We start from the raw sequence: 22658 nt of genomic DNA, 5'->3' as shown, positions 1-22658 counted from the left end.
GGCCCTGTCGCGCCCCGTCCGTCCGAACCGCAGGCAAAAAAAACCCCAGCGGTTGCTGGGGTATCGTTTTCTGTACTATCAGAATGGGAGTTCGTCATCTGGTATGAGGCGCAGATCAAATGCCTCTGCTGCTTGTTTCAGTAGATCTATAGTCCACTCGTCGAAATCGAATTTGTGTACCGATATACCGGTAACAACCTCAAAACAAAGCCCATCCAGTTTTTTCAACCCGAGATTGTTAACAGCTGTAATAATCGGCTTAAGATCATGTCCGCTCCAGTCAAGTTCAAATGACTCACCAGGCTCTAGTTTGCAAGGGATCTTTCCTTTGCTCTTGTCCGGCAGGTCATACCGCAAAGACCTGTGCTTGTTTCCGTGACAGATCCTAATATCTTTGACAGCGCATGCTCTCAGCCCACTACAGCCGACTCTCAGAGTAAGCCAGGCGAGGTCTTGCTCCTGAACCAACATTAGCTGCTCGCTATCACGCGCCAGCTGAAAGCGCTCACTTCGCCTTACCATGCAAAGGCTAGCGATAACTGCAAGCAGAGCGCCAATACCTGACACCCAATCACCTACGCTGCCCCAGTCGGGCACGTACTTAACCGTTGATTGAGGATTCAGGTTAATGCCTGCAGTCAGGCCTCCTAGCGCAGACAGGCCAACTACAAACAGAACCGCAACAACTACTGCGACAATCTTCATCGAAACGTACCAGCGCCTGGAAAAGCTGCGGATTATATGGCACTAGACATGCGCCTGCGAAGCTCGTCTAGGTTCAGGATTCTGCCCTTGTCGTTGTAGAAGTCGCCCAACGTTAGCTTTTCCTGGCGCAGCAGCTTTCCACGCTCTGGTCCGAGGATTTCATCCTGTCGCGCCGCCGACTGTTGCCCCAGCCACTTGGCATAGTTCGTTGACTGCGGAACCTGACCATCCATGCTAGCTCTGGTCGCCTCGTCGCGAATCCCAAGAGATATTGCGCTCTTGAGGATCGGCAGCTTGGTCGATCGGCAGCACCAGTGGATTCTCCCAGGGCCGGCAAGCCATGGGATTTTGTGCCCTATAGGCAGGTAGGTCCCAAGGGTGTAAGGCAACCGGTCCCTGATGCGACAGGTCGTCGACGTGCGCGTGTCGAGGGTGCTTATCCACTCAACGTGACTGATGATGTCGCTGTTCGCCTCGAAAGCCTTATCACTGGCAGCCTCGGCGGTACTCGATACGGCAGACCTGACAACGGTCTCGATCTCCCTGCGCGACTTCTGCAGGATTCCGTCGGCGTACTTCTCTGCCCTGGTACCCATGATGTTGCGGACGATTTCGGCAGTAGTTCTCCCCTCGACCACGCCAGCACGCACAGCATCGCGCACCGAAGCAGCACGAGACGCCTCGATGCCATCCATCCACTCCCTGAGCAGGCGCCCCTGGAATGGACGGGCTTGGGCAATCGCCTTGACCTGGCTGAACTGCGCAACGGCAATCGGGAAGGACTCCTGCACAACGGCGGGGATCACAGCCTGAAGCGCGCCCTGCTGGAATGCGATCTCATAACTGATAACGCCGTCAGTGGCCTGGTCAAGTGCCTGACGGACATCCACGAAAGTTGACTGATTCAGGCGCAGGACTGTGGATAGAGCCGCATCCACCGATGCCGCCGACAGGTTAGGGCCGAGGCTGTCGATCGCCGCAATCAGCGCAGCTCGAAGCTCAGAATCCCTGCAGTTGACGATCTTTATGATTGCCACGACCTGGGCATTGCTCAGATGTTGCAGGTCAACCTCATGCCCGATCAGCTTATCTAACAGCTTCTCGTTTGCGGTTTTCATCACAGCGTACCGAGTGCAGGGCCTTGGCCTTCAATCTTGGCCAACTCCAGGGACCATTCGTATTCGTCACTGATGACGCCACGGCGCTGCATCTCGGCGAACAGGGTTTCCTTGGACAGCATCTCGGCATTGGCCATAGACACCAGCGTCGGCAGCGACACCTCTGGCATGTAGTCAACATCGAAGTTGCCACGAATCTCGACCGCTCCGCCATCGCCAAGACCACGATAGTCAGCCATGGCCTGGAGCAACTGAGCCAGGCAATCGCCGAAGTGGCTTGCCATCCTTGCTAAAGGGGAAAGATCCTGAGCGGCCTCTTCTTCGGCCTGCGTGGCAGTTTTGGTGGCACTCTTCTCTGGCGTGAGCAGCTTGGCGCCTGCCATGCGCATCTCGTCGAGTAGGTCTTGCAGCGCCTCCCGGCCAGCCTTGACGGCAGCTCCGGTGTGCTCGACGTACTTGAGATCTCCATCTTTTGGAAGGTCTGTCAGCGAACCGGTACCCACCTTGAACTCTGGCGGTACAGGCTTTCCCTGATTGTCGTACATAGCCTGCACACCGATCCGCACCAGAATCGGTACACGGATAACGTGAAGGATATTGTCCTGGTCGCTCTGGCTCTGCCAATGCTTGACGTTGAGGTGAGCAAGCTCCAGCAGTGGCGGCTTCGCGGTCATGAAGCCTGTGCGGCCCGTGTAGAAGGTCACCAGGGGGATGTATTTTAGGCTGTTCGTGCCCTCGTCATGCAGAACCATCGCCCCACCCTTCTCCTGTGCGCGGTAGGTCCGCCACGACCCAGGCTCAAGGACCCGAACCTGATAGACGCACTTGACGCCAAAATAGCCATCCGGCTCTTCGACAGACTCGGAGTACCTGAACATAGTGAGTTGGCCGCCATTGGAGCGCCAGCCAAGAACCTGTTCTGGCTTGATCAGTATTGCGTACGGACGAACACCTGCTGCGATTTCCTGGGCCTGGGTGCGGACACCTTCGGCAACGGGGTGATCCACAAGCGCATGGCAAAGGCCGTGACTCAAGCCCTGGCGGAAAAACTCGACAGACCAGGAATTCAGGTCATTGCCAGCATGGTCAATGTCCTTGGCCATTTCCTTGATCTGATCCGGGACATCGTCACCGATCTGCAAACGCTCGGCGAACACCCTGGAGGTCATGTTGCCGACCGTCTCCGAGTAGGCAGGAAGCAACGTGGACAGCCTCAGGCGCTCCTTGTATGAACAATCGTCCTCTGCCGGATACTGAGGCAGCAGGCTCTTGCCTTCATTCCTCATTGCCATCGTACCGCTCATGAGCGGAGTAATCACGGCCCAGTAGGCGCGCATGGCGTCGACAGCAGGCAGCGTGATTGCCGGGTTATCGCTCATGGTTACATTCTCAGTGGTTGGGTTGATGTCATCTCTGCATTAATCGGGTAACGCTTGGCGATGAAGTAGCCGCCGGCATCGTTCATGTGGTCGTGACCCTTCTTAGGATCCTTGTCAGGCTCGCCATTGTCGTTGTAGGTCTGCCGCTCAAGGCACAAAGTGAACTGAGGGCATTGATCAATGTTCACCTTCATCCGGCGCTCGCCGTAGGTGTTCAGGAACATGGCATTAACTGAATTCACGCGGTCTTTCACGCTTGGGTTGGTCGAATCGACCACAACCGTGAAGCCTGCCTTCCTGAGCAGTGATAGATCGGACTCGCTGGCGTTCTTGCTGCTAGTGTTCTGTCCGCTGGCATCCGGGTAGACCGCGATGCTGTGCCCTACAAACCGCGCCTGGATCTTCTCGATCATGTCAGGCGTGTCCCGCACAGAGTGGAACTCATCTAGCGCCAGGGGCAGGCCGTCACGCACGACATAGACAACCGCCGCCATCTTCATGACGTTGAAGTCCATGCCGATATGCAGGGCCTCTCCCGGCTTGATTCGCTCGCTGGTCCGGCACTCTTCACGGCTGAAGGTGTAGTAGACAACGCCCGAGTAGTTCTCAAACCCAGCCTCGTATTCCTGGCGGAAAGTACGCGGGTCCATCTTGCGTTTGGCCGCATCGAGCTCTTCAGGAGGGACGTTCCCGCCCTGGAGTGACGTGTACTGCCAACTCTTGTGATCCGGCTCGCCGCCTGGCTTGCCGTCCAGATAAGTGTCGTAGCAGTGGTTGAAGCCTTTCGGAGTACCAATGCGTAGCGCATGGCCGCCCTTGCGGACTCCTACGTCGGGAATCGTGTACTGGCAGGTCGAAAGCATCGGGCGCAGCACTTCTTCCCAGGCTGCGTATTTGCAGTCCGCCCATTCATCCACCAGGACAAAGAACAGGCCCGACCCGCGCAGATCGTCGTAGTTCTCAAGACCCACGCACCGGATCAAGTGACCGCTCTTGAGCGTTATCAGCATGTCGGTTTCGTTTGGCTTGCTCTCACGCCACTCTGGCGGGATGGCCTGCTTCAGCCTGCGCCAGAAGACGCGCCGGGCCTGTTTCTGTGTAGGGGCCGCGTACCAAATCTCATCCTCGACGCTCACGCCCCACTCAGCAGCCAGTCGCGCAGCTCGGCGCATCTCAGCCTTGCCGAGGAAAGTCTTACCAAACCGGCGCCCACACACAGCATCGCGAAAGCGCGCATTGGGCTGGAATCCCCAGACGTAAATGTTGGCCTGCTTCTTCGTCAGCTGAACCGGTGCATCATAGGTACGGGGTAGTCGGGACATTCTCGTCTGGCTCCAGCGTGTACTCAGCAATGGCGTGCTGCTGATCCGCCTGAGAGCCAAGGGGCTTTTCAGGTTCAAGGCGACGATTCACGTAGACGTCGCCAACCTCTTTAGCGGCCTGCTCCAGTAGCTGGGCAGTAAGCGCCATGTTCTTTGAGTTTTCGGCCTTTACGGCCATCCGCCCGAGGGCGCGCAAACGATAGGCGCGGTTAGCGATTGGTATCTCAGCCGTCTCTTCACGGAATCGCTTACGGGTGTCATGGAACAAGGTCACCCACTTCACCGCTAAGTTCACCCCGGCGCGCTTGGTGGGGTCGTGCGACTCACATAGCTGGCGAGATATCTCAATGCCGAACTCCTGTTTGACCTGCTCCACCACCTGGGAGGGAGTGTCAAAGCACGCCAACGCCTGAACGATGAAGCCTTTCACCTCATTTTTCAGGGCTGCCATAGATTTGGTTCCGTCTAATGCCTGTCAAAAATCAGGCCGACTTGAGCAGACAGGTTCCGCAGGCCCTCGCAATGTTCAATTTCCCCACCTCGGCAGGACTGTTTGCAGCGTCCACCAACGCTTGAACGTCAGGGCTTGCACCGTAGCGGCGGACAACACCGACGAACTCCTCGACATCGTGACCACGCATCTCCAGCTTCGGCGCCCCTTCCTTGTTGAAGGCAGGCTGACCGTACTTATCGTTGGCGTGGGCGATGTGATAAAGCTCATGCTCTACCAGGGCACAGAAGTCGGTGTCGCTGCACTGGGCGCAGTAGTCAGCAGCCAAGGTGACAATGAAGGCCGGCACATCGCCGAACCAATCACGCATCTGTTGCTCCATCCTGGCTTTCTGCCAGCCACCGGCGCGGAACGCTACCTGCTCGGCCTGGCCCAGGACTGTTCTACCCTGCTTCTCGAAGCTCGACGACGCCCACATAACCCGGATGCCTGCATCCAGTAGGTGGGCATGGTCTTCGTTGTGAATGGTGCCGGTGTCGGCGAGGATCTCAGCCTGGAGCCATTCCCACACCTCAGGCGCTGGAGTCAGGCGAATACCGAAGTCGGAGAGGTCAGACAGCTCAAGCAGTGACGCCGGGGGCATTGGTCTTTGCATCGGCCACCCCCTCGTTGATGATCACAGTGCGAACAGCGCCGCCGGTGTAGATGTCTCGCTTGATGGCCGCGCGAACTGCGTCTTCTGCGCTTGCGCCCATATCCATTGCGGCGATGGCATATGCATAGCCACTGCCAATCGCATCAGGGTTTGCCAAATCGAGATCCTGCTTCCAGATGCCCGTCTTGTCGTCATAGCCGACCATCAGCAGCCTTCCACCGTCGACGGCATAGCCTGAGCACTCCACGGGAACTGCTGAGGGCGTACCGAAGTAGGCGGCGATCAAAGCCCTCTCATCGCATACCGCGCCTGATAGGAAGAAGCTGACACCATCGACAACCTGGCACTTTTGCGCGGTGTCAGAAACGATGCGATCGTTTCGAGTCTGGCGGCCGTCATAGGCGATCACGCCGTCTTTGTACGCAATGGTGGTCATGGCTTTGCTCTCATGGCGTCGTAGCTGGCTTCACAGGCGAATCCGGCCCGACGACTTGAGTCAAGCGCTGCTGCCAGTTGGCCCGCATGGTTATCAGCTTCTGTGCGCAACTGGGCGAGCAGATAGGTAAGGTCTTCGATTGTCTTGCCTCTTGCGGCAAGGCGGGCACGGAGATTGGCGCGATCGGCAAGCAGCTTGGTCTGTTGTTCGCGCAGGCTGACACCCATAGCAACAAGCTCAGCAGCATGAGAGTCATCGCTGATCTTTTGATTGGCTGCATCGGTGCGTACCTGCTCAATGGTGTCTTGGAGTTCTTGTTCCGCCTTCCTAGCCTTCTCGCTGTCGTCCTTGGCTTTGGTCGCAATGCCTGCCACGTACTCGGCATGATCCGTCTGGGCGTTGTCCAGGCGGTGCGTCTGGATGGCTACGCCGATCACCAGCGCAACAATGGCGGCAATCAGGTAGCGGACCATTGAGGGACTCCTTACTCAGCCAGAGGCTCGTCGAACGCCTCGATCTGTTTGTCGATCACCTTCAGCGTTTCATTCCGGGCGCCGAGCTTGAAGACGATACGGTTGTGTTCCGCAGAGCCAAGCGCGAGCCACTCGTCTGTGCCCATGAACGCTTCAAGCTTCTTGATTTTTTCAATCTCGTCGGCCTTTTCGGCCAATACGCCTTGCTGGTATTCGGTCAATGCTTTGGTGTCAGCCATGGGGCCATCCTTAGTGGTTGGTGAGTTCATGCCAGCACCTTCAAGGCCACTTGGTAGAGCGCTTCGCGTTCAGCCGCCCCGTTTGGGGTGCGTCCGCGCTTACCGGTGTTGATGATGCTGCCGATGTTCTGGATATCGCCGGCGTCGGCCAGCGCGTTAAGCCCGCTCTCGCTCCAGAAGCTGGCAGCGGAGATGGCCGCGTTCTTGGGGGATTCGAGCAGTGACGGCGTATTAACCAGGTCAATACCCATCAGGCGGCCGTACAAGGCGTAGTTCGACTTACCGGTAATCTGGATCAATCCACGACCGCGGTACTTCCAGCCATCGCCTGGTGCTGTGTTACCCATGCGACTGTTGTAGGCGACGTTTGCAATGCGCTCTGGCTGGTGGGCGTAATCGGCGGCCAACTTGGCATCGAACAGGCGCGGCCAAGTACGCTGCAGCGCAAAGGCGCTATAGCTCAGGTTCTCGACCACACGGGAAAGCCTGCCGCTTTCGTGCCCTATCTGGGCCAGGAAGGCAGCAATACGCAGCTTGGTGTTGATCTGATACAACGCACAGGCATCGTTCAGCGGGTCAGCCCACAGGCGTGCTGTTGCATCCTGGCAGCGCATGATCGCCACCAGATGGGAAGGTGTGATTTTCAATGCTCAGCCCTCGCGCTTGCTTATGCCAGGCGCTTTTTCACAGCGAAGACAGTGCTCGCAGTTAAGCGTCCGGCACAGCCAGACCTTCACCCGCTGCCAGTAGGTGACCATGAAGATGTGGCGGGCACCGGCCAGGGCCAGGGACACATGAAGCGTCAGACCTGCGGTGGTCGGGCCGAAGAAGATGTTCTGGCTGCGCACCATCACGACGAAACCGGTAATGGCGATGGTCGAGTAGATCAGCTTCCCGAGGATGCCGTCCCTCACCTTCCCGCTCAGTACGCACCAGGTCGCCCACAGTGCGATCAGGCCGCAAGCTATGGAGTTGATCAATTCAAGGTTCATGGTGGATTGCCTCCCCCGAACCGCTGGCGGATAAGCGCCCAGAGGTCAGCGGCTTTGATGGCTCGGTTGATTGCTGCAAGGAGCGAACCGCCGAACGTGCCCAGGAGAAAGCCAATGCCGGCGACGATCTTCGGCTCAGTGACATTCAGGTAAGTGCTCACCATGCTCGTCAAATACAGCGAGCAGGCCACACCAGTGATCAAGAACACCATCCAAGCACGCCAGTCGGACAAGTCATCCTTGTGCCACCAGCTTGCAACAACGGCCCCAATCAGGCCCGCAATCAACAATTCGAACCTGTCGATCTTGTCGAGCAGGCGCTGTAGATACTCCATGCGCTCGACTCCGTGGGGCATGTTTTGAATAGGTCGGCTCCAACAGCACTCCCAGCCATAGCGATGGGTGTGGTGGAGCCGTAAATAGCGATCATTTCATAGAAAAATGAATATAAATAAACATATGTGTTTACATGACACATAAATGTTTATATACTGAGCCCATCAACACACATAGGAGGGTTGATGAAGTACAGCGAGTTCAGGAGGTGGTTAGAGGCCCAAGGGGTCGAGTTTTCGAAGTCAGCAAATGGAAGCCACTTCAAAATTCGCTACAAAGGCCGCCAAACGATCTTCCCAAGCCACGGATCAAAGGAAATAGGTGAAGGGCTTAGGAAGGAAATAATCAAACAACTGGGCCTCAAGTGAGGCCCCAACCACCTGAACGCGCTACAAGTCAGCCCTAAGAGAGGAATCATGTTCGACTACAAAATCGTGGCTCACGAGGAAAACGGCCATTACTGGTCATCCTGCCCGGACATCCCAGAAGCTCACAGCGTCGGGGATACCCTGGAAGAGCTGGTCGCGAACGCAGAAGAAGGCATAGCTCTGGCTATGTCGATTTACGTGGAGCGCCGCCAGTCCATCCCAGAATCTACCGACCGTGGAGATTTGCCGGTTCGACTGCCTGGCGTAATCATCGCCAAGGCCCTGTTGTGGAATCTGCTTGTACGCGACGGAAAGACTCGTGGCGATCTGGCGGAAATGCTCAAGATCTCACCAACTGCAGCGGGCCGTTTGATTGACTTTGAGCATGCGTCGAAGCTGGGAAGCATCGAAAACGCATTGGCACTGTTTGGGCTTCGGCTACAGATCACCAGCGTTAATGCCTATGCGGTCGGAACCCATAGCCATCCCAAGATGGGCGTGGAGATATAACGCAAAAACCCGGCTCAATGGCCGGGTTTCTTTACAGTCAACCTCGTTACGCGCAGGAATGACAGGATGAGCTAATAATGCGACATGGCGACATGATATTGCAAGCCCTTTTGAGGGACTATTTTCAAGCCGCCTCCACGGACAGCACCCCAACCGCTTCAAGCATGTGCTGTGCATCGACCAAAGCCTCGTCCACCATCGACTCCAGCACTCCTTTGATGGCCTTGTTCCAACGCTGATAGGTGCGCTCTGTCAGGCCCTGTGAATCCCAGTTCGTCATATCGTAGTTTGACTCGGATAGGACGATCATCTCCCCAGGCTTCGACTCGGCCACTGACCTGGCGTGCTTGTTGGCGCGCGCAACATCTGCGTCGGCTGCTTTGTTGCGCCAGTCCCACTGGCCCTCATCCTTGTTTTCCCGATGCTTTGGAGCTTTGACCTCGATCACGGCGCGCTTTATGCCTTTCGACTGCTGCGGCACAGCCCACACTAGTACCGCCTGCTGAGTGAAGCGCAGCGGCGCCGGCGAAGGCACAACCGCGACAAGCCGCCCGATGGAGTCGATCTTGCGCCCGCGGTGCGTGCTGTACTTCGCCACCAATGCATTCCAGTGGCGCGGGCTGAGCTGGGCATGCAGAAGCTTGTGCACGATGCAGTCAGCAAGCAGGGCCGCATCCTTACCGGTGATCTCCCCCTTCAGTTTGCTGGTCTGCACTCGAGGCTCGACGTTGCACCCGCCGGCACTGTTGATAGTTTCCGCTGCCAGGGCGCGGACGACTGCAGAAATAACGTTTTGGTAGTTCATGCGGCAGCCCTCTTGAGTTCTCTGGTCTTTGCCCGGTAATCGGCGGCCATCGCCTTCAGCTCTTCCACGGTGTACTTCTTTGGCTCATGAGGGCCTTCAAGCCACTCGACAGCCTCGATGCCAATCTTCTCGATCAGGCCAGGCCGATACCCCAGAAGGTTCCCGGACTTGCCCATGTTGCAGTTGCGATTGCACTGAAGGTTTACGTTGAGTGGCTCGAAACGGAGCTCTGGGGCGGCTGCAGTCGTCCTGTAGTGGCCGGCGCAGTACTGAACATCAGCCGTGGTCCCGCAGCTAATGCATGGCTGTCCCGCGTCACGCTGGCGGATCCATGCATTGAAAGCGTGTTGCGTGTCCTTGAGGTGATCCGCTCGAGTCTTGAGCGCCTCCTTGCGCACCTTGATATCCCGGCGGCCGGCCTGGGCCAGCGACTTCTTCTCCTTGGCCTTCTGCACTTCTACGGTGGCCAGCGCACACTTAGGGCTGCACACCGCCTGCCCCAGCCGCTGCGGGACGAATGAGTCCCTGCATGCTGGGTTGCGGCATGTCTTGGGCTTGGGTTGTTTGGCAGAGAGGCTCATGCGCGTCCCTCCCAATCCCAGTGGATTTTTGGATTCACCGGTGGGATGAATTCGAGCGTCTGGAGATTCATCAGCGTGAAGTGCCCGCCACGATGTCCGCCAGTGTCGATATAGGCAACGTTCCCCAGCCAAGTCGCCTCGCTTACGACCTCATGCCCGACGATCATTGCTAGCAAATCTGGAATACCTGATTCGTCCATAGCATCGATACGCTTGCGGCTCCACATAGCTGTGTTGCGCATGTTCTTCTGTTCCTGGCGGCTGTGGATTGGCTCAAGCAACTCGGCCCGGAACTGAGCCCAGGTGGCGCGACCGCATTCAGCGTGAACAATGCCGACCAATCCGCCAGCAGTCTCGACCTCGATGGCGAATGGCAGCTCGGCGAACTGGACACGGAACTCTTCCTGCTCGTCGCGATTCATCCCGGCGAACCAGGAGCCGCCGTTATAGATCCAGTTTTCCGCATCGCAGGTGTCGAAGCGCACGACATAATCGTCATGGTTTCCGCGCACCGCGTTGAACCATGGCTTGTCAAGCCAGGCCAGCACGTCACGGCACTCAGGCCCCCGGTCGACTAGATCACCAACGCTGAAGAGTCGGTCAACTGCAGGATCGAATTCGGTGGCATCCAGCGCGCTCTGCAGCCGGGTGAAGTGCCCGTGAATGTCGCCAACCGCGAAATCTCGGCCGGCAGTGTTCATCTCAAATCGCTTTATCTGGCTCATGCCGCAGCCTCCCATTGCTCTGGCATCTGCCCTTTCGGCTCGCTCCAGGTGACGCCCTTGTCGGCGCCGAAGGCGTACATGCACTCGATCACGTCGCCCAGCTCGGCCACGGTCATGCGCTTGGTGCTGACCCCCAGCATGACCACGCCACCGTTGATGCCCTGGGCCATGCGGATCTCCTGGCGCGCCGCAGCCGTCATCAGCGCCTTCCAGTCCTCGCTGTCGAGCTTCTGCATGACGCCATTGACCGGCCATTCAACCTGGCGGGAGATGTCGCCAAGCATTGCCCACAGCTTGGCGTTCTGCTCCAGGGTGCGGCGGGACTTGACCGGGCGGACGATAATCTCGACGGCGCTATCCGCCGAAAGCTCGAAAGCAAACAGGTAGGCCAGCTTGAACACGTCACGGACGCGGTTACGGCCAGAGATCCAGAAGTGGCGCGGCTTGTGGATTACGTTGGTCATGGCTTCACCGCCTGCCAGTAGGTCGATTGGCCTTCCGAGGTTTTAACGAGCCCCTTGCGCTTCAAGCGCTGGCACGCCTTGCTGACTTCCTCGCGGGTTGAGCCGAGGCCGCTGTGCATGGCCCAGGCGGTAGAGCCGTTGATTCCACGAAGGTGAGCGAGTACTTTCTCGTCAAGCGGCTTCATGACTGCGCTCCCTGGCCCAGGGCGGCGTCGATGGCTGAATCAATGGATGGCTTGCCGTCGGCTATGTACAGGCCGCCGGCAAGGATTCGCTCAAGGGCGCACGGGAGCTTTGTCTCGCCGAATTTTTCGCAGAGGAAGCGATACCGCTCAGCATCCTTGCGCTGGGTGTCGAGGTCAGGCTCGACACCCTGATTGGCGCCGTTGATGCGCTCAACCGTGACGCGCCAGTCACCAATCTCCACGCCGCCGCTGGTTACACCTTCTTCGGTGACAACGCTGCGACCTGAATTCAGCTCACTAGCAACGCTGATCAGGATTCGCGAGCATGCCGACCAGATAGCGGCGCGACCTTCATCGGCTAGGAGTTGGTCCCCGGCACGCTGCACGATCTTCCACTTGTCCGAATCCTTGCGCAGTACCTCCACCTCAGCCTTCAGCTCAGCATTCACCTGCTCGTAGGCTTCGTAGCCGGTGCGTATGCCGGCGACTTCGGCGCGGAGCTGGTCGCGCTCGGCGCAAATGGATTCAAGATCCATGCTGCCCGCGTACTCTGCGTTGACTGAATCAAGCGCAAGTCGCTCAAGCCTCTCGTTCTCGGCGATAAGGGCCAGGACTACCTCTGGGCTCGTAGCTGCGTCGAAATCATCGAAAAGCTTGCTGATCGGCACATCCTGGGATGTCTGGACTTCGACGATGCGCGTAGCCAGCCGCTTCAGTTCGGAATGATCACCCACGGCGCACCCCCAGCTTCCGCACGTCTTCCAGCGCCTTGCACGGAGCGCAAAGCTGAACCCCCGGAATAGCCACACGACGACCCTCCGGTATCCCCTCTCCGCACTCCACGCACTCTGTGGCGCTTATTCCGGTGTAGCTTGGGATCTGGGCAAGGGACCGATTCAGGGCCTCTTGGATTACGATGTCGGCGTCATCACAGATGTCGGCCATGTCAAAAACCCTCCTTGCCACGTTGCGATTCCCACTCAAACGGAATGACGATCACCCCGCCTTCCCGAAGCCTGTCTGCGCAACGCTCACCGATAGCGCTGGCCAAGGCCTTCGCGTCGAGGTTGGAGACGATGACGGTAGGCCGCAGCTCTTCGTAGCGGCCGTTGATGATGGCGAACAGGGTCGTCAGCTCGAAGTCGCTGGGCTTTTCCTTGCTCACGCCGATTTCGTCGAGGATCAGCAGTGATGGGCTGATCAGGCTCGACAGGATCTTGCTTTCGCTTTGATCAGTGGAGGAATCGTTGAACGTCGCCTTGATGGCCTGGAGCACTGAGCCGATGGTGCGATACACGGCGGTAGCGCTCGACGTGGCCATGATCTGGTTGGCGATAGCGACCGACAGATGAGTCTTGCCGGTACCGGGCTTGCCCAGCAACAGTAGGCAGCGGCCGGCGGCGGCGATCTGCTTGAACTCAGCGGCGTACCGGGCACAGGTCTTCAGCGCCTTCTTCTGCTCGGCAGTGTCCGCGATGTAACCGTCGAAGGTTTTGCCAGAGAAGCGCTTAGGGATCAGTGCAGAGCCCAGCTTCTCAGCCATTCGAATACGCAGCGCCTGGGCTTCCTGAGCCTCCTTGCGGGCGGTTTCTTCCTCGTTGCGGATACGGCTGCATTCAGGGCAACCGGTCTTGAACTCCTTGCCGAAAATTACGTTGACCTGTTGCGGGAACTGGCCGTGGTCTTCACAGGCACCGGTGGTTTGCTGCGGAGCCGGGGTAGTGCCGGGCATCGAAACGACTTTTTCAGAACGCATAGGTACCATCCTCCCGCTGGATCAGGCCGGCGGTGTAGTCGCGCTCAGAAAAGCCGGTGTGGCGAGATGAAACCTCACGCTTCACGAATGGCCTGACGTTGCTGGCCCGGTTCTTGTCGTCTTTCACCCACTTCACGAGCAGGGATACCCATTTGGTTTGGGTTTGCAGAAGACCGGTTGTTTCGTGGTGGGCTGTGAAAGGGGCCACGGCCTCCTTGGTGAACAGGTCAGTCGAGACGCCGAAGTGGATGCAGTAGGTCTTCAGCAGATTGGCGTCAGGCATCCAATCAAGGGTCATCTCGACTGGAGCCTTTGGGTCAACAGGCGGTTCGTCATCTTCCAGGGGAAGGTCTTCAAGATCATCGAAGCCTTCGAAGCCCGATCCCTGAATTTCTTCACCCGCGTTGAGAGAGTGGTGTTGATCCCTTCCATTCCCTTCCCCTTCCCTTCCGGGGGGGAGGACTCGACTACCATTCGACGACTCCTCGTCGAGCACTCGACTACCACTCGGCGAGCTTTGGTCAGGGCCTCCGATAAATGCAGGGTATTTGAAGGTGCGCTTGTCGATTTTCTGGTGCCGCCAACCGCGCACATGCAGGTAGGTTTTGCTCTCGACTGAGTAGAGAGCAATCAGGTTGGATGACTTCAGTTCGCCCAGCAGGCCATCAACCGATTCAACGGTTATGTCGTCGCCAGGGAACACGAGGGCCTTAATGGTCCGCGGCGACAACGGGTGATTGCCGCCGTCGTCGCAGAAGTTCCAGATGCCGATGAATAGGAGGCGAGCCAGCGGCGTGCAGGACATCACCTGCTCACTCGACCAGAACTCGGGTTTGACTGTTCGGATGCGCGCCATCATTGGGCCTCCAGTTTGTACTGAGCCCACAGGCCGGCAACCCAGTTGACTCCCTTGGGGGTGAATTTGGATTGGTTGTAGGCATGACCGCTGTCACTGGTGCCGGCGCGCACTTCAAAGCGCCCTGCGTCGATGTGAGGCTGGTAGGCCTGCCACTCACCGCCCATTCGGTACATGATTTTTTTGTCTAAGAGGAATTCGCGGAATCGTGATTCATTGGCCTTGAGCAACTTGGCGGTCTGGCGGAAGCCTTTCAGTCCAGTTGATTCGACGTAACGTTCTACGAAGGCGATCTTAGGCGCAGCCTCAATGAGGGCCTGATTAGCCTGCTGCTGTAGTTCAAACTGTTCGGCCCAGGCACGAGCCGCTGCTGCCGGATTGGAGAAGTCAGGAAGCGTCGCGATAACGCGAGGCCCTTCCAGAGTCTTGAGCTTTTGAAGTACCGACCTGCGGACGGCCTTCGACTCACGCATGCCGACCAACATGCACTGATCAAGGCTCAGGTTATAAGTGGCGACCTGGTTTCCGTGGTAGGGGGTGAAATACTTTTGCACCCCCTCAAGCTCATCGCCAAGCTCATCCTCGATGCGAGAAAGGAAGTGGTCATTCCTAACTGTTGGCTCGCCCGCGAGAGACCGTGCGCCGTTGATCAATTCACGTAGCTCAATGCTGGTCATTGTCCGCGCCACGTTTTGCGATTGCAGAAAACGTGGCGCGGATTCGTTGTTATTGACGACTGATTGGGGAATTGGCATTATTCACTCCAGAACGTTTTGCAATGCGCTGTTGAAGAAACCACCCGGCCAGGTGGTTTTTTTTCGTCTGCTGTTTGGTTGTGGCTAATCAGGACCATCATCAGCCCCTCCTTTTTCGGCCCTTTCGAGGCCCTTTTTGTGTTCAACCAGAGAAAGCAGAGGCGCTTTGCGCTTCATCTGCTCCATCTGGGCCTGGATCGCGAGTGATCTACCTGCACGCAGGTACTCTTTCGTCGCGTTTTCAAGGCTCCATCCGAGCTCGACACTTAACTGTCTAACCTCGTCCTGAGCCCCTTCTTCCAGGAGGTCGAAGGTTCTTTCAGGCATAGGTCCTCCATAGGGCTCTTAAGCTGATTTATCCTGTGCACAGGCATTCATCTCTCGTATCAGCTGGGCGGCACCTAAGCGGCGTGCAACCATTGAAAGTTCGTGGATGTAAGTAGCGAGCTGCATGCCGGCCTGTTTGGCTTCCATGCGCAGGTAGCGCAAATCTTCAGGGGTGTATCGCGCCTTGATCACAGCGCTGCGTTTGTGTGACGGGTCGTCATATGCCATTGGTGAGGCTCCTTGGTTGTTCGAAAGGGTTAAGCGGCGGATTTCTTGAGCGGCTGGGATGGGTCGTCTTCGCGCTTGGCTACAAGCACCCCGCCCGATTCCTTCTCCAGGACGCATTGCATTGGGTAGGAGAACCCGCCCGTGGTCCGGCACTGAGATACCCGGCTGCCGGTCACGCCAAGGGCGTCGCCGATAGCGCGGCCAGTGCCGAAATGTTCAAGTGCTTGGTCGTAGGTCATGGTTGTGTCTCCAGTGTCTACGCCGAGTTTAGAGTTCTTAACAGCACAAGGCAAGTTATCTAAACACTGTTGTGTTTAGAATCCTAAATATGGAATTCAAAGACCGCGTAATGACGCGCATGAGGAAGCTCAACCTCAACGCAACCGACATCAGCAAACTGACTGGCGTTTCTAAAGCGACGGTCAGCTTTTGGTTGAGCGGAACCAATGGCGCCAAGGGGAAGAACTTGCTTTCCCTGGCCAAGGCCTTGGAGTGCTCACCTGATTGGCTTTCAGAGGGTACTGGAGAGCCTGAAGACTCCGGCGCCGTCTATTCCCCTAAGGCAGGCTCATCGAGCGCTGAGCTCGTCGCGCACATGCTGGCATCGAAGGCAGGGAAAAATCTGTCAGAAAAGGCGCGCGAAATGGTTCTGGCGGCGGCAGTTCAGGCGGATACATCTATCGAAGATGATCAGTCGTACCTGCCGGCCAATCTGGCGACCTTACGACCGCTAAAGGAAGAAATACTCATCCCTCAGTACGATGTCCGTGGCGCTATGGGGCATGGCCAGGTGCCAGCCGACTATAATGAAGCAGTGCGCAACCTGGTCGTGCGCGAGGAAATGCTGCGCGAGAAGGGTGTTACCTACACGTCAACTTCTGCCCTAGCCATGATCACCGGTTGGGGCCAGAGTATGGAAGGCACTATCAATGACAAGGACCTAGTCATTGTGGACCGGGGAATTACCGAGTTCATTGGAGAGGGAATCTACGTCGTGACCTGGCATCAGGAGCTGTACATAAAGCGGATGATGCGGCTAGACGAAGACCATTACAGACTGATCTCCGACAATCAGCATTACGAAAACCAGACAGCACGGATTGATGACGTAACCATCCACGCCAAAGTTCTGCTCATCTGGAATGCCCGTAAAGCTTAATAACCCCTCGACCCGATCCATATCCAGCAGATGCGCCGCTGATCAAAAGAGGCCACTTAGGGAATTAGAATGACCAACCGCGACAACTACTCTGGGGCTAGCCGTATTTCGGATCCGACGCAGAGCCAACCTTCTACCCAGCCTAAAAAACCGAAATGGCTCTTGGGGATCATCGCAACCATCGCCCTTTTTGGTGTCATTTTTGTGGTCGCATGGCTTTCTGGACCTATGTCCGATCAAGAATATGCGCAGCACGAAATAGACCTTTGCTGGGGAGACCGTGACGCTAATCCGGTGCCGGCGGTTAGGGATAATATCCAGTGGACGTGCTTGGACAAGCTCTATAAGTACGAATCAAAATACGGGACGTTGGCAGGCGCTAGACGCGGATAATTTGCCAAAACCATGAAAAAGCCCGCCACTGAGCGGGCTTTTTTGTTCCCGTCAAAAAGGTGCCACCTCTTCGACTGAAATGAACTCCTCAACCTCTTCAACCTGAGGGTCATCTTCGGATAAGGCCTCCCATTTAAGCGTGACCGTGCCGTCATCGTTGAATGTCATCTCTATACCGTCTGTCTCAGACAGGAGCCCCATGACCTCATCCCATTCACGGTCTCCATCCGTGTCGAGGCGATGAATTGTCACCCATCGCTGCTGCTGGGCGACTGGATGATTGATCATCGACGAAACTCGTAGCCCGAGGCTTTCTAGGCCGCTCATCACCGCCCTCTCCTGCTGCCCCTGCTTTTTCTTATTGGCCATTTCACGCTCCATTTGACTGTATATCTATACAGTTATAGCCCGATGATACCCATCGTTTTATGAGCCGTAAACCTTTGATCTAACACCCCTGCCCAAGAGCCCATTCGCATCGCCTGTTAAGTTTTCTTAAAATATGTGTTGACGTATTTTGTTAAGTTTTCTAAATTGTCGACATCGCAGCGCTTCAGGGACTGCGAAGGGCCTACCAAGACCCGCCACACGACTGGTGAAGCCGCCAGATAGCCAGGGATCAGCGAAGTGATCTCCCAGCCCCCTAACCGGGGACCGACTGGAACCAACCGTTCTTTGACATTAGATACACGCCGATGAGTGCAGCCAGTAGCTGCTCACGGCTCACAGATGGCGACCTGCTGTTTCAGGCCTGCCATCTGGGTTCACAAATGCCTCTAGTCCCCCTGGAGGTATTTGGAAGCCCAGGAGACCAAGACATGCCCAAGTACATGATCGACTACATCCGACTTTGCCGGGAGTGCAGCCTTGATCTGCGAACGGTAGGAAACATGCTCAGCATCGTGATCCCTTCACTGCAGCGCGAAGCTGCCGAAATTCGCAAGGCCGTAAGCGAGTTTGCAGGGCAGTTTCCTGAATTGGAGCAGGATGCTGAGGAGCTGGAATTGGCGATTCGCGCCGGACTTCAACGCTGCAAACCTCAGCCGCTGCAGCAAGATCTATTCGCTGCATGAACCCACTCCTTGCACGTCCGCCAGACGAAAATTGGCCCGATCCTTTCCTTGGGGAGACTCGTATAGGGAGAGGACGTATCGGAAATCACCTTGAATCGTCCTGATCAAATGTCGTTACAGGCAGGGTGATCCCCGATGCAGATGAATGCCCAGGCTGATGGGTAAGTGTAAGACCTGAGGGATCGCGGGAATCGTGGCCGGTAAAGTGAGTAAGCGCCCAGATGGCCACGGCGAGTCCAAGAATAAGCGGCTGAAACCTTCGCCCCGGTGAAACTCCGGTGTCACTAAGGCCGCTAATAGTCGTGCCGGGATCAGCTCCGGCCTCTGCATCAACCCCGGGGCCCACTGCACATCCCGCCGGGAGGGAGCCGAAAGGTAGCAGAAGCCCGCACATGCGGATTGATTCAATAGGTGGCCACTGCCTTCCCAGTGAGCGAACAACGGAGGGTTTGCCATGAAGTGGAACTAAATAGGCGCTCAGTCGCCAACCCCGCGCCACGTAGGGAGGTCTATGTGGAGCACCGAAAGCCCGGGCAATGCTCGGGCTTTTTTACGCCCGCCAACCGGGTGAACCAACGAATGGAGAGAGTCATGAGCCGTTACCCGTACACAGAAGCATACGACGCTCTTCGGAGCATCCCTGAGAAGGCTAAAGACGGCCTCAGTACGAAGCTGAGCCGAGCTGAATCTGCGCAACTGGTTTCGTTCGTGGCAAGCGCCCTTGGATGCTCAGCCGAAGATCTGGCAATCAAGATCGCTGACTATTCAGCGTCCGCCCGTTCCGCCTAACCCCAAACACTGGAGGTCGCCATGAGCGACGTGAATTGGAGTCGATCCCCTACTGGAGCGCAAGCATGGGCGCCAGAAACAACAAAGTTCATGGCGGGGTTCTACAAAAAAGACGAAATGGGTCGGTGGTATTACGCCACATCAAGGAATAGCGGGTGGTGGAAGATTGATACGCCATCTAGCTATCGAAGGAAGCAAATGGAACAACGACCAACAGAACCAACCGAATAACCCCGCCATGTGGAGGCGACCATGACTTACGAAGTAATAGTTGAAGGGTACGTCCTCCAGGTGGAGGTGACGTATTGCGAGGAAGCTCTGCCAGACGAGTACCGGAATGGCAGCCGGGAACTGACGTTCAACGTGTTGTCCGGGACCATGTACGACGCCGACCGCGTCCCGATGGACGTGTGCCAGATGGAATTGGCCGTGATTGCCGAAAGCAAGGAATACGTTCCCATGATCGAAAGGGAGCTGTGGTTCGAAATTGACGCCCGCAAGCTTGGAAAAGGGAGGCTGGCAGCATGAAAAACTATCACCAGCGCGCCATTGAAATGATCCAGCAGCAGATCACGCAGATCTGCAAGTCATGCCGACCCGATGAAGACTTCTGCGAAGGCTTGATCCAGGCGAATGTCGGGCAAGGCCATATCAGCACCGAGGAATCGGTGGAGCTGATGCAGCTTCTGGTCAACGCCGTATCGGAAAGGCGTCGGGAACTACAGCAACAGAGCGCGGCCAAGCGGCTTGCAGACTACGAACTCCAATATGGGCGAGCGCTATGACCATCATCGCCGGATCATTCAAAGGTATCGCCGAGGCCCTGAGAAATCAGGGTTTCTTGTTTCTGGTAGACGTGAAATGGATCGAGCAGCCTTGCAAGTGTGCGGGCCGCTGGACTTGCAAGGTGGCGATGTGAGTGAGTTCGTAGAAGTGAAGACGAAAGACCTGTCGGGTGTAGCGCTTGATTGGGCTGTGGCGAAGGCTGAAGGCGTTGCCGTGGTCACTGACCCCAATTCCCCAAGCTGTCGGCAGATGGTGGAAGACGCCGAGGCTATCAATGGCTGGTACTGCTATTCGCCATCCACCGATTGGAGCCAGGGCGGCCCGCTGATCGAAAAGCACGCCGTTACGTTGACACCCTTTGCCATCAGTTTCGGCGGATCGCCTTCGTATTGGCTTGTTCAGCCCTGGGATCAGAACTGCTTTCCTGTGTGCGGCTCAACTCCACTCATCGCCGCCTGCCGCGCCATCGCTGCCTCAGTCCTCGGCGACACCGTAAAAGTGCCAAAGGAGCTGCTGTCGTGACCACCCACCAGCAGCACAGGCGCCGCGCCATCCGCTGGGCCTTCTTCATCACCGGCCTGATCTTCTACGCCGTCCTATTCCTGGGCCCCGCTATCGGCGGGCTCATCACTCAATAGGTAAACGTCATGACCGAATGGATTGCATGTAGCGAACGACTGCCCTTGCAAATCGGCGAAGTGGAAGTTTTCGAGTCGATACCCGTAATTGCAACCGATGGACATATCGTCCGCCAGTGCGACTTCGATGCTGGTAATTGGGTGGGTACGCCATGGGCGCAATGGAATACCTACAACGAAATCCCGCCAAGCCAGATAACACACTGGATGCCACTTCCAACTCCGCCAGCCCAATAACCCCCTTCACAGCGCCCCTCTCCGGTGGCGCGGAGAGATAGTCATGTCCGATAAAAACATGCAGATCTGGAATCGCGTCGAGAAGACCGATACCCGGTACACCAAAGACGCCAAGGTCGGCGGCCAGCAGATCACCAGCCTGAACGGCACGGCGATGATCATGAAGGCCACGGAGATATTCGGCCCGGTCGGCATTGGTTTTGGCTGGACGGTGCTGGAAGAACGCTTCGACAAGGGCGCCGAGATCTTCGTCGGCGAAGGCGATAAGCGCGCCACGCTGGGGTTTGAGCTGAACCACACTGTGAAGATCCGCTTCTGGATCAAGCAGGACGGCGAACGCGGCGAGTTCGAACAGTATGGCTGTACACCGTACCTCTACAAGAGCAAGTACGGCACAACGACCGATGGCGAGGCTCCAAAGAAGTCCCTCACCGACGCCATCAAGAAGTCCCTGTCGATGCTCGGGTTCAGCGCCGACGTGTTCCTGGGGATGTTCGACGACAAGGATTATGTCAGCGCCCTGGCGGACGAGCAGGCCATCGAGCAGGCCGAGGATCAGGCTGCCGAGGAAGACCGGCAGAAACAGGAGCGCCTGGATTACATCGCTTCCGTCATCGAATCTCTCAAGACCGCCAGGACGCCGAAGGAACTCAAGTCGTTCCATGACGTGGCCGTGCGCCGCCTCACGCTGCGCAACGACACCAAGGCCGTCACCCGGATCGTGCGCGAGTACGACGAGCAGAAAGCCCGCTTTGATCAGGAGTCAGCAGCATGACCACGCTCTACACGATTGCTGAGCAGTTCAAAGAGCTGGCCGCCCTGGCTGATACCGCCGACGAAGACCTGGCAGTCGCCCTGCGCGACACCATGGAAGGGATCGAAGGCGAGTTCCAGGAGAAGGGAAAGGCCATCGCCATGATCACCCTGAACATCGACGGCGACCTCGAGGCCATCCAGTCACAGATTGATCGGCTGACCGAGCGCAAGCGGATCATCAACAACCGCAAGGAAAGCCTAAAGGAGTACCTGCGCAGCAACATGGAAGCGGCGGGGATCACCAAGATCACCCACCCGTTGTTCACCATCACCTGCGGCAAGGGCAAGCCTGTCGTGGTCATTGACGACGAGAAGGCCATCCCTGATGACTTCGTAAACGTCAAAGTAACCAGCGCACCGGACAAGGCGGCCATCGCCAAGGCTTTGAAGGATGGTCAGGAAGTCCCAGGCGCCCACCCTGAGATCGGCAAAAGCTCGATCAGCATCAAGTGAGGTCATCATGATCAGCAACCACCTAAGCATGGTCGAGGCTCTTCGGCCAGCATGCAACGAACTGGCCCACGACATCGAAGCCTTCTTGATCAGTGGAGGGACTATCCAGGTGCTGGAGGGGCCGAACTTCAGGCCGCCACCGGCAAGACACCACCCAGCTCCAAGGCCCAAGCCAGCCAAGGCAGCAAGCCAGGAGCCCAAGCAAATGACATGCCTGGACAAAATGGCGCTCCGCGATATAGAGCGCGATGAAATGAAGGCATTGCGCGATAAAGCCAAGGATGAAGAGCTGGAGTACGTCAGGAAGCTGGCCGAGACCATGACCTACACCCAGGCCATCCTGATAACCGGCATGCACCTGCGGACGCTGCACAGGCTTGCGGAGAAAGGCGGATTCAAGTTTCAGCGATCAGATTCGCGCAGCAACAAGGATCTGCGGTTTATCGATGAAGAGCGCGACGCCAGAAACGCCGGTCTGATCCGTGAATTCCTGGCGCGAGGTTTCAGCAGAAACCAGGCGCGCGAAAGTACTCAGACCACTCGGAAGAGTTTCGAGCGGCTGCTTGAGAAGTTCGGCATCGACTATCCGAAAGACACCAAAGGCCCAGCGCCTGCCTTTTTCGCGAAACCAGCCCAGCAGGCCTGATC

The 22658-nt window shown here is 57.1% G+C and carries 38 protein-coding genes; 12 read left to right on the top strand and 26 right to left on the bottom strand.

Going from position 1 to position 22658, the window contains the following annotated elements; genetic code table 11:
* Window positions 1-78: 78 nt before the first annotated feature.
* Genes ACO77H_RS09820 through ACO77H_RS09765 form a run of 12 tightly spaced genes read right to left on the bottom strand, consistent with a single transcriptional unit; the run spans window position 79 to window position 8105 of the window.
* Entirely contained in the window at window positions 79-705 is a 627-nt protein-coding gene (locus ACO77H_RS09820) for a hypothetical protein (protein WP_432755356.1), read from the bottom strand.
* A gap of 32 nt (window positions 706-737) precedes the next feature.
* Window positions 738-1823: a hypothetical protein gene (locus ACO77H_RS09815; RefSeq protein WP_432755355.1), complete on the bottom strand. Its 1086-nt coding sequence runs from the start codon at window positions 1821-1823 to the stop codon at window positions 738-740.
* Window positions 1823-3202, bottom strand: a complete 1380-nt coding sequence (locus tag ACO77H_RS09810) for a DUF4055 domain-containing protein (protein ID WP_432755354.1) — start codon at window positions 3200-3202, stop codon at window positions 1823-1825. Before ACO77H_RS09810 ends, ACO77H_RS09815 begins: the two co-directional genes overlap by 1 nt.
* 2 nt (window positions 3203-3204) lie before the next feature.
* Window positions 3205-4524: a terminase gene (locus ACO77H_RS09805; RefSeq protein WP_432755353.1), complete on the bottom strand. Its 1320-nt coding sequence runs from the start codon at window positions 4522-4524 to the stop codon at window positions 3205-3207.
* Window positions 4499-4975 (bottom strand): DUF2280 domain-containing protein, encoded by a 477-nt coding sequence (locus ACO77H_RS09800; RefSeq protein ID WP_076964447.1) that lies wholly within the window; start codon window positions 4973-4975, stop codon window positions 4499-4501. Before ACO77H_RS09800 ends, ACO77H_RS09805 begins: the two co-directional genes overlap by 26 nt.
* Window positions 4976-5006: 31 nt before the next feature.
* Entirely contained in the window at window positions 5007-5630 is a 624-nt protein-coding gene (locus ACO77H_RS09795) for a putative metallopeptidase (protein WP_432755352.1), read from the bottom strand.
* Complete coding sequence (locus tag ACO77H_RS09790; RefSeq protein ID WP_432755351.1) at window positions 5596-6066, bottom strand: proteasome subunit beta; 471 nt, start codon at window positions 6064-6066, stop codon at window positions 5596-5598. The genes ACO77H_RS09795 and ACO77H_RS09790 overlap by 35 nt, the downstream gene beginning before the upstream one ends.
* Window positions 6063-6539 carry a DUF2514 family protein gene (locus tag ACO77H_RS09785; protein WP_432755350.1) on the bottom strand — a complete coding sequence of 159 codons (477 nt, stop codon included), beginning with the start codon at window positions 6537-6539 and terminating at the stop codon, window positions 6063-6065. Before ACO77H_RS09785 ends, ACO77H_RS09790 begins: the two co-directional genes overlap by 4 nt.
* An 11-nt stretch (window positions 6540-6550) precedes the next feature.
* Window positions 6551-6778: a hypothetical protein gene (locus tag ACO77H_RS09780; protein WP_432755349.1), complete on the bottom strand. Its 228-nt coding sequence runs from the start codon at window positions 6776-6778 to the stop codon at window positions 6551-6553.
* Window positions 6779-6804: 26 nt separating this feature from the next.
* Window positions 6805-7425 (bottom strand): glycoside hydrolase family 19 protein, encoded by a 621-nt coding sequence (locus tag ACO77H_RS09775; protein WP_432755348.1) that lies wholly within the window; start codon window positions 7423-7425, stop codon window positions 6805-6807.
* 3 nt (window positions 7426-7428) lie between these two features.
* Window positions 7429-7770, bottom strand: coding sequence for a hypothetical protein (locus tag ACO77H_RS09770; protein ID WP_432755347.1), 342 nt, complete (start codon window positions 7768-7770; stop codon window positions 7429-7431).
* Window positions 7767-8105, bottom strand: a complete 339-nt coding sequence (locus tag ACO77H_RS09765) for a hypothetical protein (RefSeq protein ID WP_032859704.1) — start codon at window positions 8103-8105, stop codon at window positions 7767-7769. The genes ACO77H_RS09770 and ACO77H_RS09765 overlap by 4 nt, the downstream gene beginning before the upstream one ends.
* A gap of 186 nt (window positions 8106-8291) precedes the next feature.
* Here ACO77H_RS09765 and ACO77H_RS09760 point away from each other — a divergent pair, with 186 nt between their 5' ends.
* Together ACO77H_RS09760 and ACO77H_RS09755 are read left to right on the top strand one after the other, a co-directional pair.
* Complete coding sequence (locus tag ACO77H_RS09760) at window positions 8292-8474, top strand: type II toxin-antitoxin system HicA family toxin (protein WP_432755346.1); 183 nt, start codon at window positions 8292-8294, stop codon at window positions 8472-8474.
* A 48-nt stretch (window positions 8475-8522) separates the two neighbouring features.
* The gene (locus ACO77H_RS09755; RefSeq protein WP_432755345.1) at window positions 8523-8984 is read left to right on the top strand and encodes a type II toxin-antitoxin system HicB family antitoxin; all 462 of its coding nucleotides are present in this window, start codon (window positions 8523-8525) and stop codon (window positions 8982-8984) included.
* Window positions 8985-9108: 124 nt separating this feature from the next.
* Here ACO77H_RS09755 and ACO77H_RS09750 read toward each other — a convergent pair whose 3' ends face one another.
* The 13 genes from ACO77H_RS09750 to ACO77H_RS09690 all read right to left on the bottom strand — a co-directional run bounded on the left by ACO77H_RS09750 (window position 9109) and on the right by ACO77H_RS09690 (window position 15905).
* The gene (locus ACO77H_RS09750; RefSeq protein ID WP_432755344.1) at window positions 9109-9789 is read right to left on the bottom strand and encodes a hypothetical protein; all 681 of its coding nucleotides are present in this window, start codon (window positions 9787-9789) and stop codon (window positions 9109-9111) included.
* Complete coding sequence (locus ACO77H_RS09745) at window positions 9786-10370, bottom strand: recombination protein NinG (protein WP_432755343.1); 585 nt, start codon at window positions 10368-10370, stop codon at window positions 9786-9788. The genes ACO77H_RS09750 and ACO77H_RS09745 overlap by 4 nt, the downstream gene beginning before the upstream one ends.
* Window positions 10367-11095, bottom strand: coding sequence for a metallophosphoesterase (locus ACO77H_RS09740; RefSeq protein ID WP_432755342.1), 729 nt, complete (start codon window positions 11093-11095; stop codon window positions 10367-10369). Before ACO77H_RS09740 ends, ACO77H_RS09745 begins: the two co-directional genes overlap by 4 nt.
* Window positions 11092-11559, bottom strand: coding sequence for a recombination protein NinB (locus ACO77H_RS09735; RefSeq protein ID WP_432755341.1), 468 nt, complete (start codon window positions 11557-11559; stop codon window positions 11092-11094). Before ACO77H_RS09735 ends, ACO77H_RS09740 begins: the two co-directional genes overlap by 4 nt.
* Complete coding sequence (locus ACO77H_RS09730; protein WP_432755340.1) at window positions 11556-11744, bottom strand: helix-turn-helix domain-containing protein; 189 nt, start codon at window positions 11742-11744, stop codon at window positions 11556-11558. Before ACO77H_RS09730 ends, ACO77H_RS09735 begins: the two co-directional genes overlap by 4 nt.
* The gene (locus tag ACO77H_RS09725; protein ID WP_432755339.1) at window positions 11741-12478 is read right to left on the bottom strand and encodes a hypothetical protein; all 738 of its coding nucleotides are present in this window, start codon (window positions 12476-12478) and stop codon (window positions 11741-11743) included. Before ACO77H_RS09725 ends, ACO77H_RS09730 begins: the two co-directional genes overlap by 4 nt.
* The gene (locus ACO77H_RS09720) at window positions 12471-12689 is read right to left on the bottom strand and encodes a TraR/DksA C4-type zinc finger protein (protein ID WP_432755338.1); all 219 of its coding nucleotides are present in this window, start codon (window positions 12687-12689) and stop codon (window positions 12471-12473) included. Before ACO77H_RS09720 ends, ACO77H_RS09725 begins: the two co-directional genes overlap by 8 nt.
* Before the next feature lies 1 nt (window position 12690).
* Complete coding sequence (locus ACO77H_RS09715) at window positions 12691-13500, bottom strand: ATP-binding protein (protein ID WP_432755337.1); 810 nt, start codon at window positions 13498-13500, stop codon at window positions 12691-12693.
* Window positions 13490-14356 carry a DnaT-like ssDNA-binding domain-containing protein gene (locus ACO77H_RS09710; protein WP_432755745.1) on the bottom strand — a complete coding sequence of 289 codons (867 nt, stop codon included), beginning with the start codon at window positions 14354-14356 and terminating at the stop codon, window positions 13490-13492. Before ACO77H_RS09710 ends, ACO77H_RS09715 begins: the two co-directional genes overlap by 11 nt.
* Complete coding sequence (locus ACO77H_RS09705; RefSeq protein ID WP_432755336.1) at window positions 14356-15111, bottom strand: phage antirepressor KilAC domain-containing protein; 756 nt, start codon at window positions 15109-15111, stop codon at window positions 14356-14358. The genes ACO77H_RS09710 and ACO77H_RS09705 overlap by 1 nt, the downstream gene beginning before the upstream one ends.
* Window positions 15112-15195: 84 nt before the next feature.
* Complete coding sequence (locus ACO77H_RS09700) at window positions 15196-15438, bottom strand: hypothetical protein (RefSeq protein ID WP_432755335.1); 243 nt, start codon at window positions 15436-15438, stop codon at window positions 15196-15198.
* A gap of 18 nt (window positions 15439-15456) precedes the next feature.
* On the bottom strand, window positions 15457-15666 hold the full coding sequence (locus ACO77H_RS09695) for a hypothetical protein (RefSeq protein ID WP_198865702.1): 210 nt from the start codon (window positions 15664-15666) through the stop codon (window positions 15457-15459).
* A 29-nt stretch (window positions 15667-15695) separates the two neighbouring features.
* Complete coding sequence (locus ACO77H_RS09690) at window positions 15696-15905, bottom strand: hypothetical protein (RefSeq protein ID WP_432755334.1); 210 nt, start codon at window positions 15903-15905, stop codon at window positions 15696-15698.
* Between the two features lie 89 nt (window positions 15906-15994).
* On the opposite strand from ACO77H_RS09690, the gene ACO77H_RS09685 reads away from it, so the two are divergent.
* The gene (locus ACO77H_RS09685; protein ID WP_432755333.1) at window positions 15995-16825 is read left to right on the top strand and encodes a S24 family peptidase; all 831 of its coding nucleotides are present in this window, start codon (window positions 15995-15997) and stop codon (window positions 16823-16825) included.
* 69 nt (window positions 16826-16894) lie between these two features.
* On the top strand, window positions 16895-17218 hold the full coding sequence (locus tag ACO77H_RS09680) for a hypothetical protein (RefSeq protein ID WP_432755332.1): 324 nt from the start codon (window positions 16895-16897) through the stop codon (window positions 17216-17218).
* A gap of 51 nt (window positions 17219-17269) precedes the next feature.
* Here the strand turns inward: ACO77H_RS09680 and ACO77H_RS09675 are convergent, their stop codons facing one another.
* Window positions 17270-17587 carry a DUF1654 domain-containing protein gene (locus ACO77H_RS09675; protein WP_432755331.1) on the bottom strand — a complete coding sequence of 106 codons (318 nt, stop codon included), beginning with the start codon at window positions 17585-17587 and terminating at the stop codon, window positions 17270-17272.
* A gap of 449 nt (window positions 17588-18036) precedes the next feature.
* Between ACO77H_RS09675 and ACO77H_RS09670 the strand changes: the two genes are divergently transcribed.
* From ACO77H_RS09670 to ACO77H_RS09635, 8 genes are all read left to right on the top strand, one after another.
* Complete coding sequence (locus tag ACO77H_RS09670) at window positions 18037-18291, top strand: hypothetical protein (protein ID WP_432755330.1); 255 nt, start codon at window positions 18037-18039, stop codon at window positions 18289-18291.
* 1041 nt (window positions 18292-19332) lie between these two features.
* Window positions 19333-19608, top strand: coding sequence for a hypothetical protein (locus ACO77H_RS09665; protein WP_432755329.1), 276 nt, complete (start codon window positions 19333-19335; stop codon window positions 19606-19608).
* Window positions 19605-19865, top strand: coding sequence for a hypothetical protein (locus ACO77H_RS09660; protein WP_432755328.1), 261 nt, complete (start codon window positions 19605-19607; stop codon window positions 19863-19865). The genes ACO77H_RS09665 and ACO77H_RS09660 overlap by 4 nt, the downstream gene beginning before the upstream one ends.
* Complete coding sequence (locus ACO77H_RS09655; RefSeq protein ID WP_432755327.1) at window positions 19849-20388, top strand: DUF2591 domain-containing protein; 540 nt, start codon at window positions 19849-19851, stop codon at window positions 20386-20388. Before ACO77H_RS09660 ends, ACO77H_RS09655 begins: the two co-directional genes overlap by 17 nt.
* Before the next feature lie 125 nt (window positions 20389-20513).
* Complete coding sequence (locus ACO77H_RS09650; RefSeq protein WP_432755326.1) at window positions 20514-20741, top strand: DUF551 domain-containing protein; 228 nt, start codon at window positions 20514-20516, stop codon at window positions 20739-20741.
* 43 nt (window positions 20742-20784) lie between these two features.
* Window positions 20785-21516 carry a hypothetical protein gene (locus tag ACO77H_RS09645; protein ID WP_432755325.1) on the top strand — a complete coding sequence of 244 codons (732 nt, stop codon included), beginning with the start codon at window positions 20785-20787 and terminating at the stop codon, window positions 21514-21516.
* Complete coding sequence (locus tag ACO77H_RS09640; protein ID WP_432755324.1) at window positions 21513-22010, top strand: siphovirus Gp157 family protein; 498 nt, start codon at window positions 21513-21515, stop codon at window positions 22008-22010. Before ACO77H_RS09645 ends, ACO77H_RS09640 begins: the two co-directional genes overlap by 4 nt.
* 7 nt (window positions 22011-22017) lie before the next feature.
* Window positions 22018-22656 carry a hypothetical protein gene (locus ACO77H_RS09635; RefSeq protein WP_432755323.1) on the top strand — a complete coding sequence of 213 codons (639 nt, stop codon included), beginning with the start codon at window positions 22018-22020 and terminating at the stop codon, window positions 22654-22656.
* Window positions 22657-22658: the final 2 nt, after the last annotated feature.

Source organism: Pseudomonas sp. WMBT8, assembly GCF_050916005.1.
In the GTDB taxonomy this organism is placed as follows: Bacteria; Pseudomonadota; Gammaproteobacteria; order Pseudomonadales; family Pseudomonadaceae; genus Aquipseudomonas.
The sequence above is the reverse complement of the archived record's forward strand: the minus strand, read 5'-3'. Positions and strand labels throughout refer to the sequence as shown.

Coding starts and splice junctions, on each gene's coding strand:
- ACO77H_RS09810 (WP_432755354.1), bottom strand. CDS start 3,202: ATGAGCGATAACCCGGCAATCACGCTGCCTGCTGTCGACGCCATGCGC.
- ACO77H_RS09670 (WP_432755330.1), top strand. CDS start 18,037: ATGCCCAAGTACATGATCGACTACATCCGACTTTGCCGGGAGTGCAGC.
- ACO77H_RS09720 (WP_432755338.1), bottom strand. CDS start 12,689: ATGGCCGACATCTGTGATGACGCCGACATCGTAATCCAAGAGGCCCTG.
- ACO77H_RS09770 (WP_432755347.1), bottom strand. CDS start 7,770: ATGAACCTTGAATTGATCAACTCCATAGCTTGCGGCCTGATCGCACTG.
- ACO77H_RS09655 (WP_432755327.1), top strand. CDS start 19,849: ATGGGCGAGCGCTATGACCATCATCGCCGGATCATTCAAAGGTATCGC.
- ACO77H_RS09705 (WP_432755336.1), bottom strand. CDS start 15,111: ATGCCAATTCCCCAATCAGTCGTCAATAACAACGAATCCGCGCCACGT.
- ACO77H_RS09700 (WP_432755335.1), bottom strand. CDS start 15,438: ATGCCTGAAAGAACCTTCGACCTCCTGGAAGAAGGGGCTCAGGACGAG.
- ACO77H_RS09820 (WP_432755356.1), bottom strand. CDS start 705: ATGAAGATTGTCGCAGTAGTTGTTGCGGTTCTGTTTGTAGTTGGCCTG.
- ACO77H_RS09640 (WP_432755324.1), top strand. CDS start 21,513: ATGACCACGCTCTACACGATTGCTGAGCAGTTCAAAGAGCTGGCCGCC.
- ACO77H_RS09790 (WP_432755351.1), bottom strand. CDS start 6,066: ATGACCACCATTGCGTACAAAGACGGCGTGATCGCCTATGACGGCCGC.
- ACO77H_RS09740 (WP_432755342.1), bottom strand. CDS start 11,095: ATGAGCCAGATAAAGCGATTTGAGATGAACACTGCCGGCCGAGATTTC.
- ACO77H_RS09675 (WP_432755331.1), bottom strand. CDS start 17,587: ATGGCCAATAAGAAAAAGCAGGGGCAGCAGGAGAGGGCGGTGATGAGC.
- ACO77H_RS09765 (WP_032859704.1), bottom strand. CDS start 8,105: ATGGAGTATCTACAGCGCCTGCTCGACAAGATCGACAGGTTCGAATTG.
- ACO77H_RS09805 (WP_432755353.1), bottom strand. CDS start 4,524: ATGTCCCGACTACCCCGTACCTATGATGCACCGGTTCAGCTGACGAAG.
- ACO77H_RS09685 (WP_432755333.1), top strand. CDS start 15,995: ATGGAATTCAAAGACCGCGTAATGACGCGCATGAGGAAGCTCAACCTC.
- ACO77H_RS09635 (WP_432755323.1), top strand. CDS start 22,018: ATGATCAGCAACCACCTAAGCATGGTCGAGGCTCTTCGGCCAGCATGC.
- ACO77H_RS09780 (WP_432755349.1), bottom strand. CDS start 6,778: ATGGCTGACACCAAAGCATTGACCGAATACCAGCAAGGCGTATTGGCC.
- ACO77H_RS09650 (WP_432755326.1), top strand. CDS start 20,514: ATGACCGAATGGATTGCATGTAGCGAACGACTGCCCTTGCAAATCGGC.
- ACO77H_RS09815 (WP_432755355.1), bottom strand. CDS start 1,823: ATGAAAACCGCAAACGAGAAGCTGTTAGATAAGCTGATCGGGCATGAG.
- ACO77H_RS09735 (WP_432755341.1), bottom strand. CDS start 11,559: ATGACCAACGTAATCCACAAGCCGCGCCACTTCTGGATCTCTGGCCGT.
- ACO77H_RS09800 (WP_076964447.1), bottom strand. CDS start 4,975: ATGGCAGCCCTGAAAAATGAGGTGAAAGGCTTCATCGTTCAGGCGTTG.
- ACO77H_RS09730 (WP_432755340.1), bottom strand. CDS start 11,744: ATGAAGCCGCTTGACGAGAAAGTACTCGCTCACCTTCGTGGAATCAAC.
- ACO77H_RS09710 (WP_432755745.1), bottom strand. CDS start 14,356: ATGGCGCGCATCCGAACAGTCAAACCCGAGTTCTGGTCGAGTGAGCAG.
- ACO77H_RS09665 (WP_432755329.1), top strand. CDS start 19,333: ATGACTTACGAAGTAATAGTTGAAGGGTACGTCCTCCAGGTGGAGGTG.
- ACO77H_RS09660 (WP_432755328.1), top strand. CDS start 19,605: ATGAAAAACTATCACCAGCGCGCCATTGAAATGATCCAGCAGCAGATC.
- ACO77H_RS09795 (WP_432755352.1), bottom strand. CDS start 5,630: ATGCAAAGACCAATGCCCCCGGCGTCACTGCTTGAGCTGTCTGACCTC.
- ACO77H_RS09785 (WP_432755350.1), bottom strand. CDS start 6,539: ATGGTCCGCTACCTGATTGCCGCCATTGTTGCGCTGGTGATCGGCGTA.
- ACO77H_RS09760 (WP_432755346.1), top strand. CDS start 8,292: ATGAAGTACAGCGAGTTCAGGAGGTGGTTAGAGGCCCAAGGGGTCGAG.
- ACO77H_RS09715 (WP_432755337.1), bottom strand. CDS start 13,500: ATGCGTTCTGAAAAAGTCGTTTCGATGCCCGGCACTACCCCGGCTCCG.
- ACO77H_RS09745 (WP_432755343.1), bottom strand. CDS start 10,370: ATGAGCCTCTCTGCCAAACAACCCAAGCCCAAGACATGCCGCAACCCA.
- ACO77H_RS09750 (WP_432755344.1), bottom strand. CDS start 9,789: ATGAACTACCAAAACGTTATTTCTGCAGTCGTCCGCGCCCTGGCAGCG.
- ACO77H_RS09680 (WP_432755332.1), top strand. CDS start 16,895: ATGACCAACCGCGACAACTACTCTGGGGCTAGCCGTATTTCGGATCCG.
- ACO77H_RS09645 (WP_432755325.1), top strand. CDS start 20,785: ATGTCCGATAAAAACATGCAGATCTGGAATCGCGTCGAGAAGACCGAT.
- ACO77H_RS09755 (WP_432755345.1), top strand. CDS start 8,523: ATGTTCGACTACAAAATCGTGGCTCACGAGGAAAACGGCCATTACTGG.
- ACO77H_RS09695 (WP_198865702.1), bottom strand. CDS start 15,666: ATGGCATATGACGACCCGTCACACAAACGCAGCGCTGTGATCAAGGCG.
- ACO77H_RS09690 (WP_432755334.1), bottom strand. CDS start 15,905: ATGACCTACGACCAAGCACTTGAACATTTCGGCACTGGCCGCGCTATC.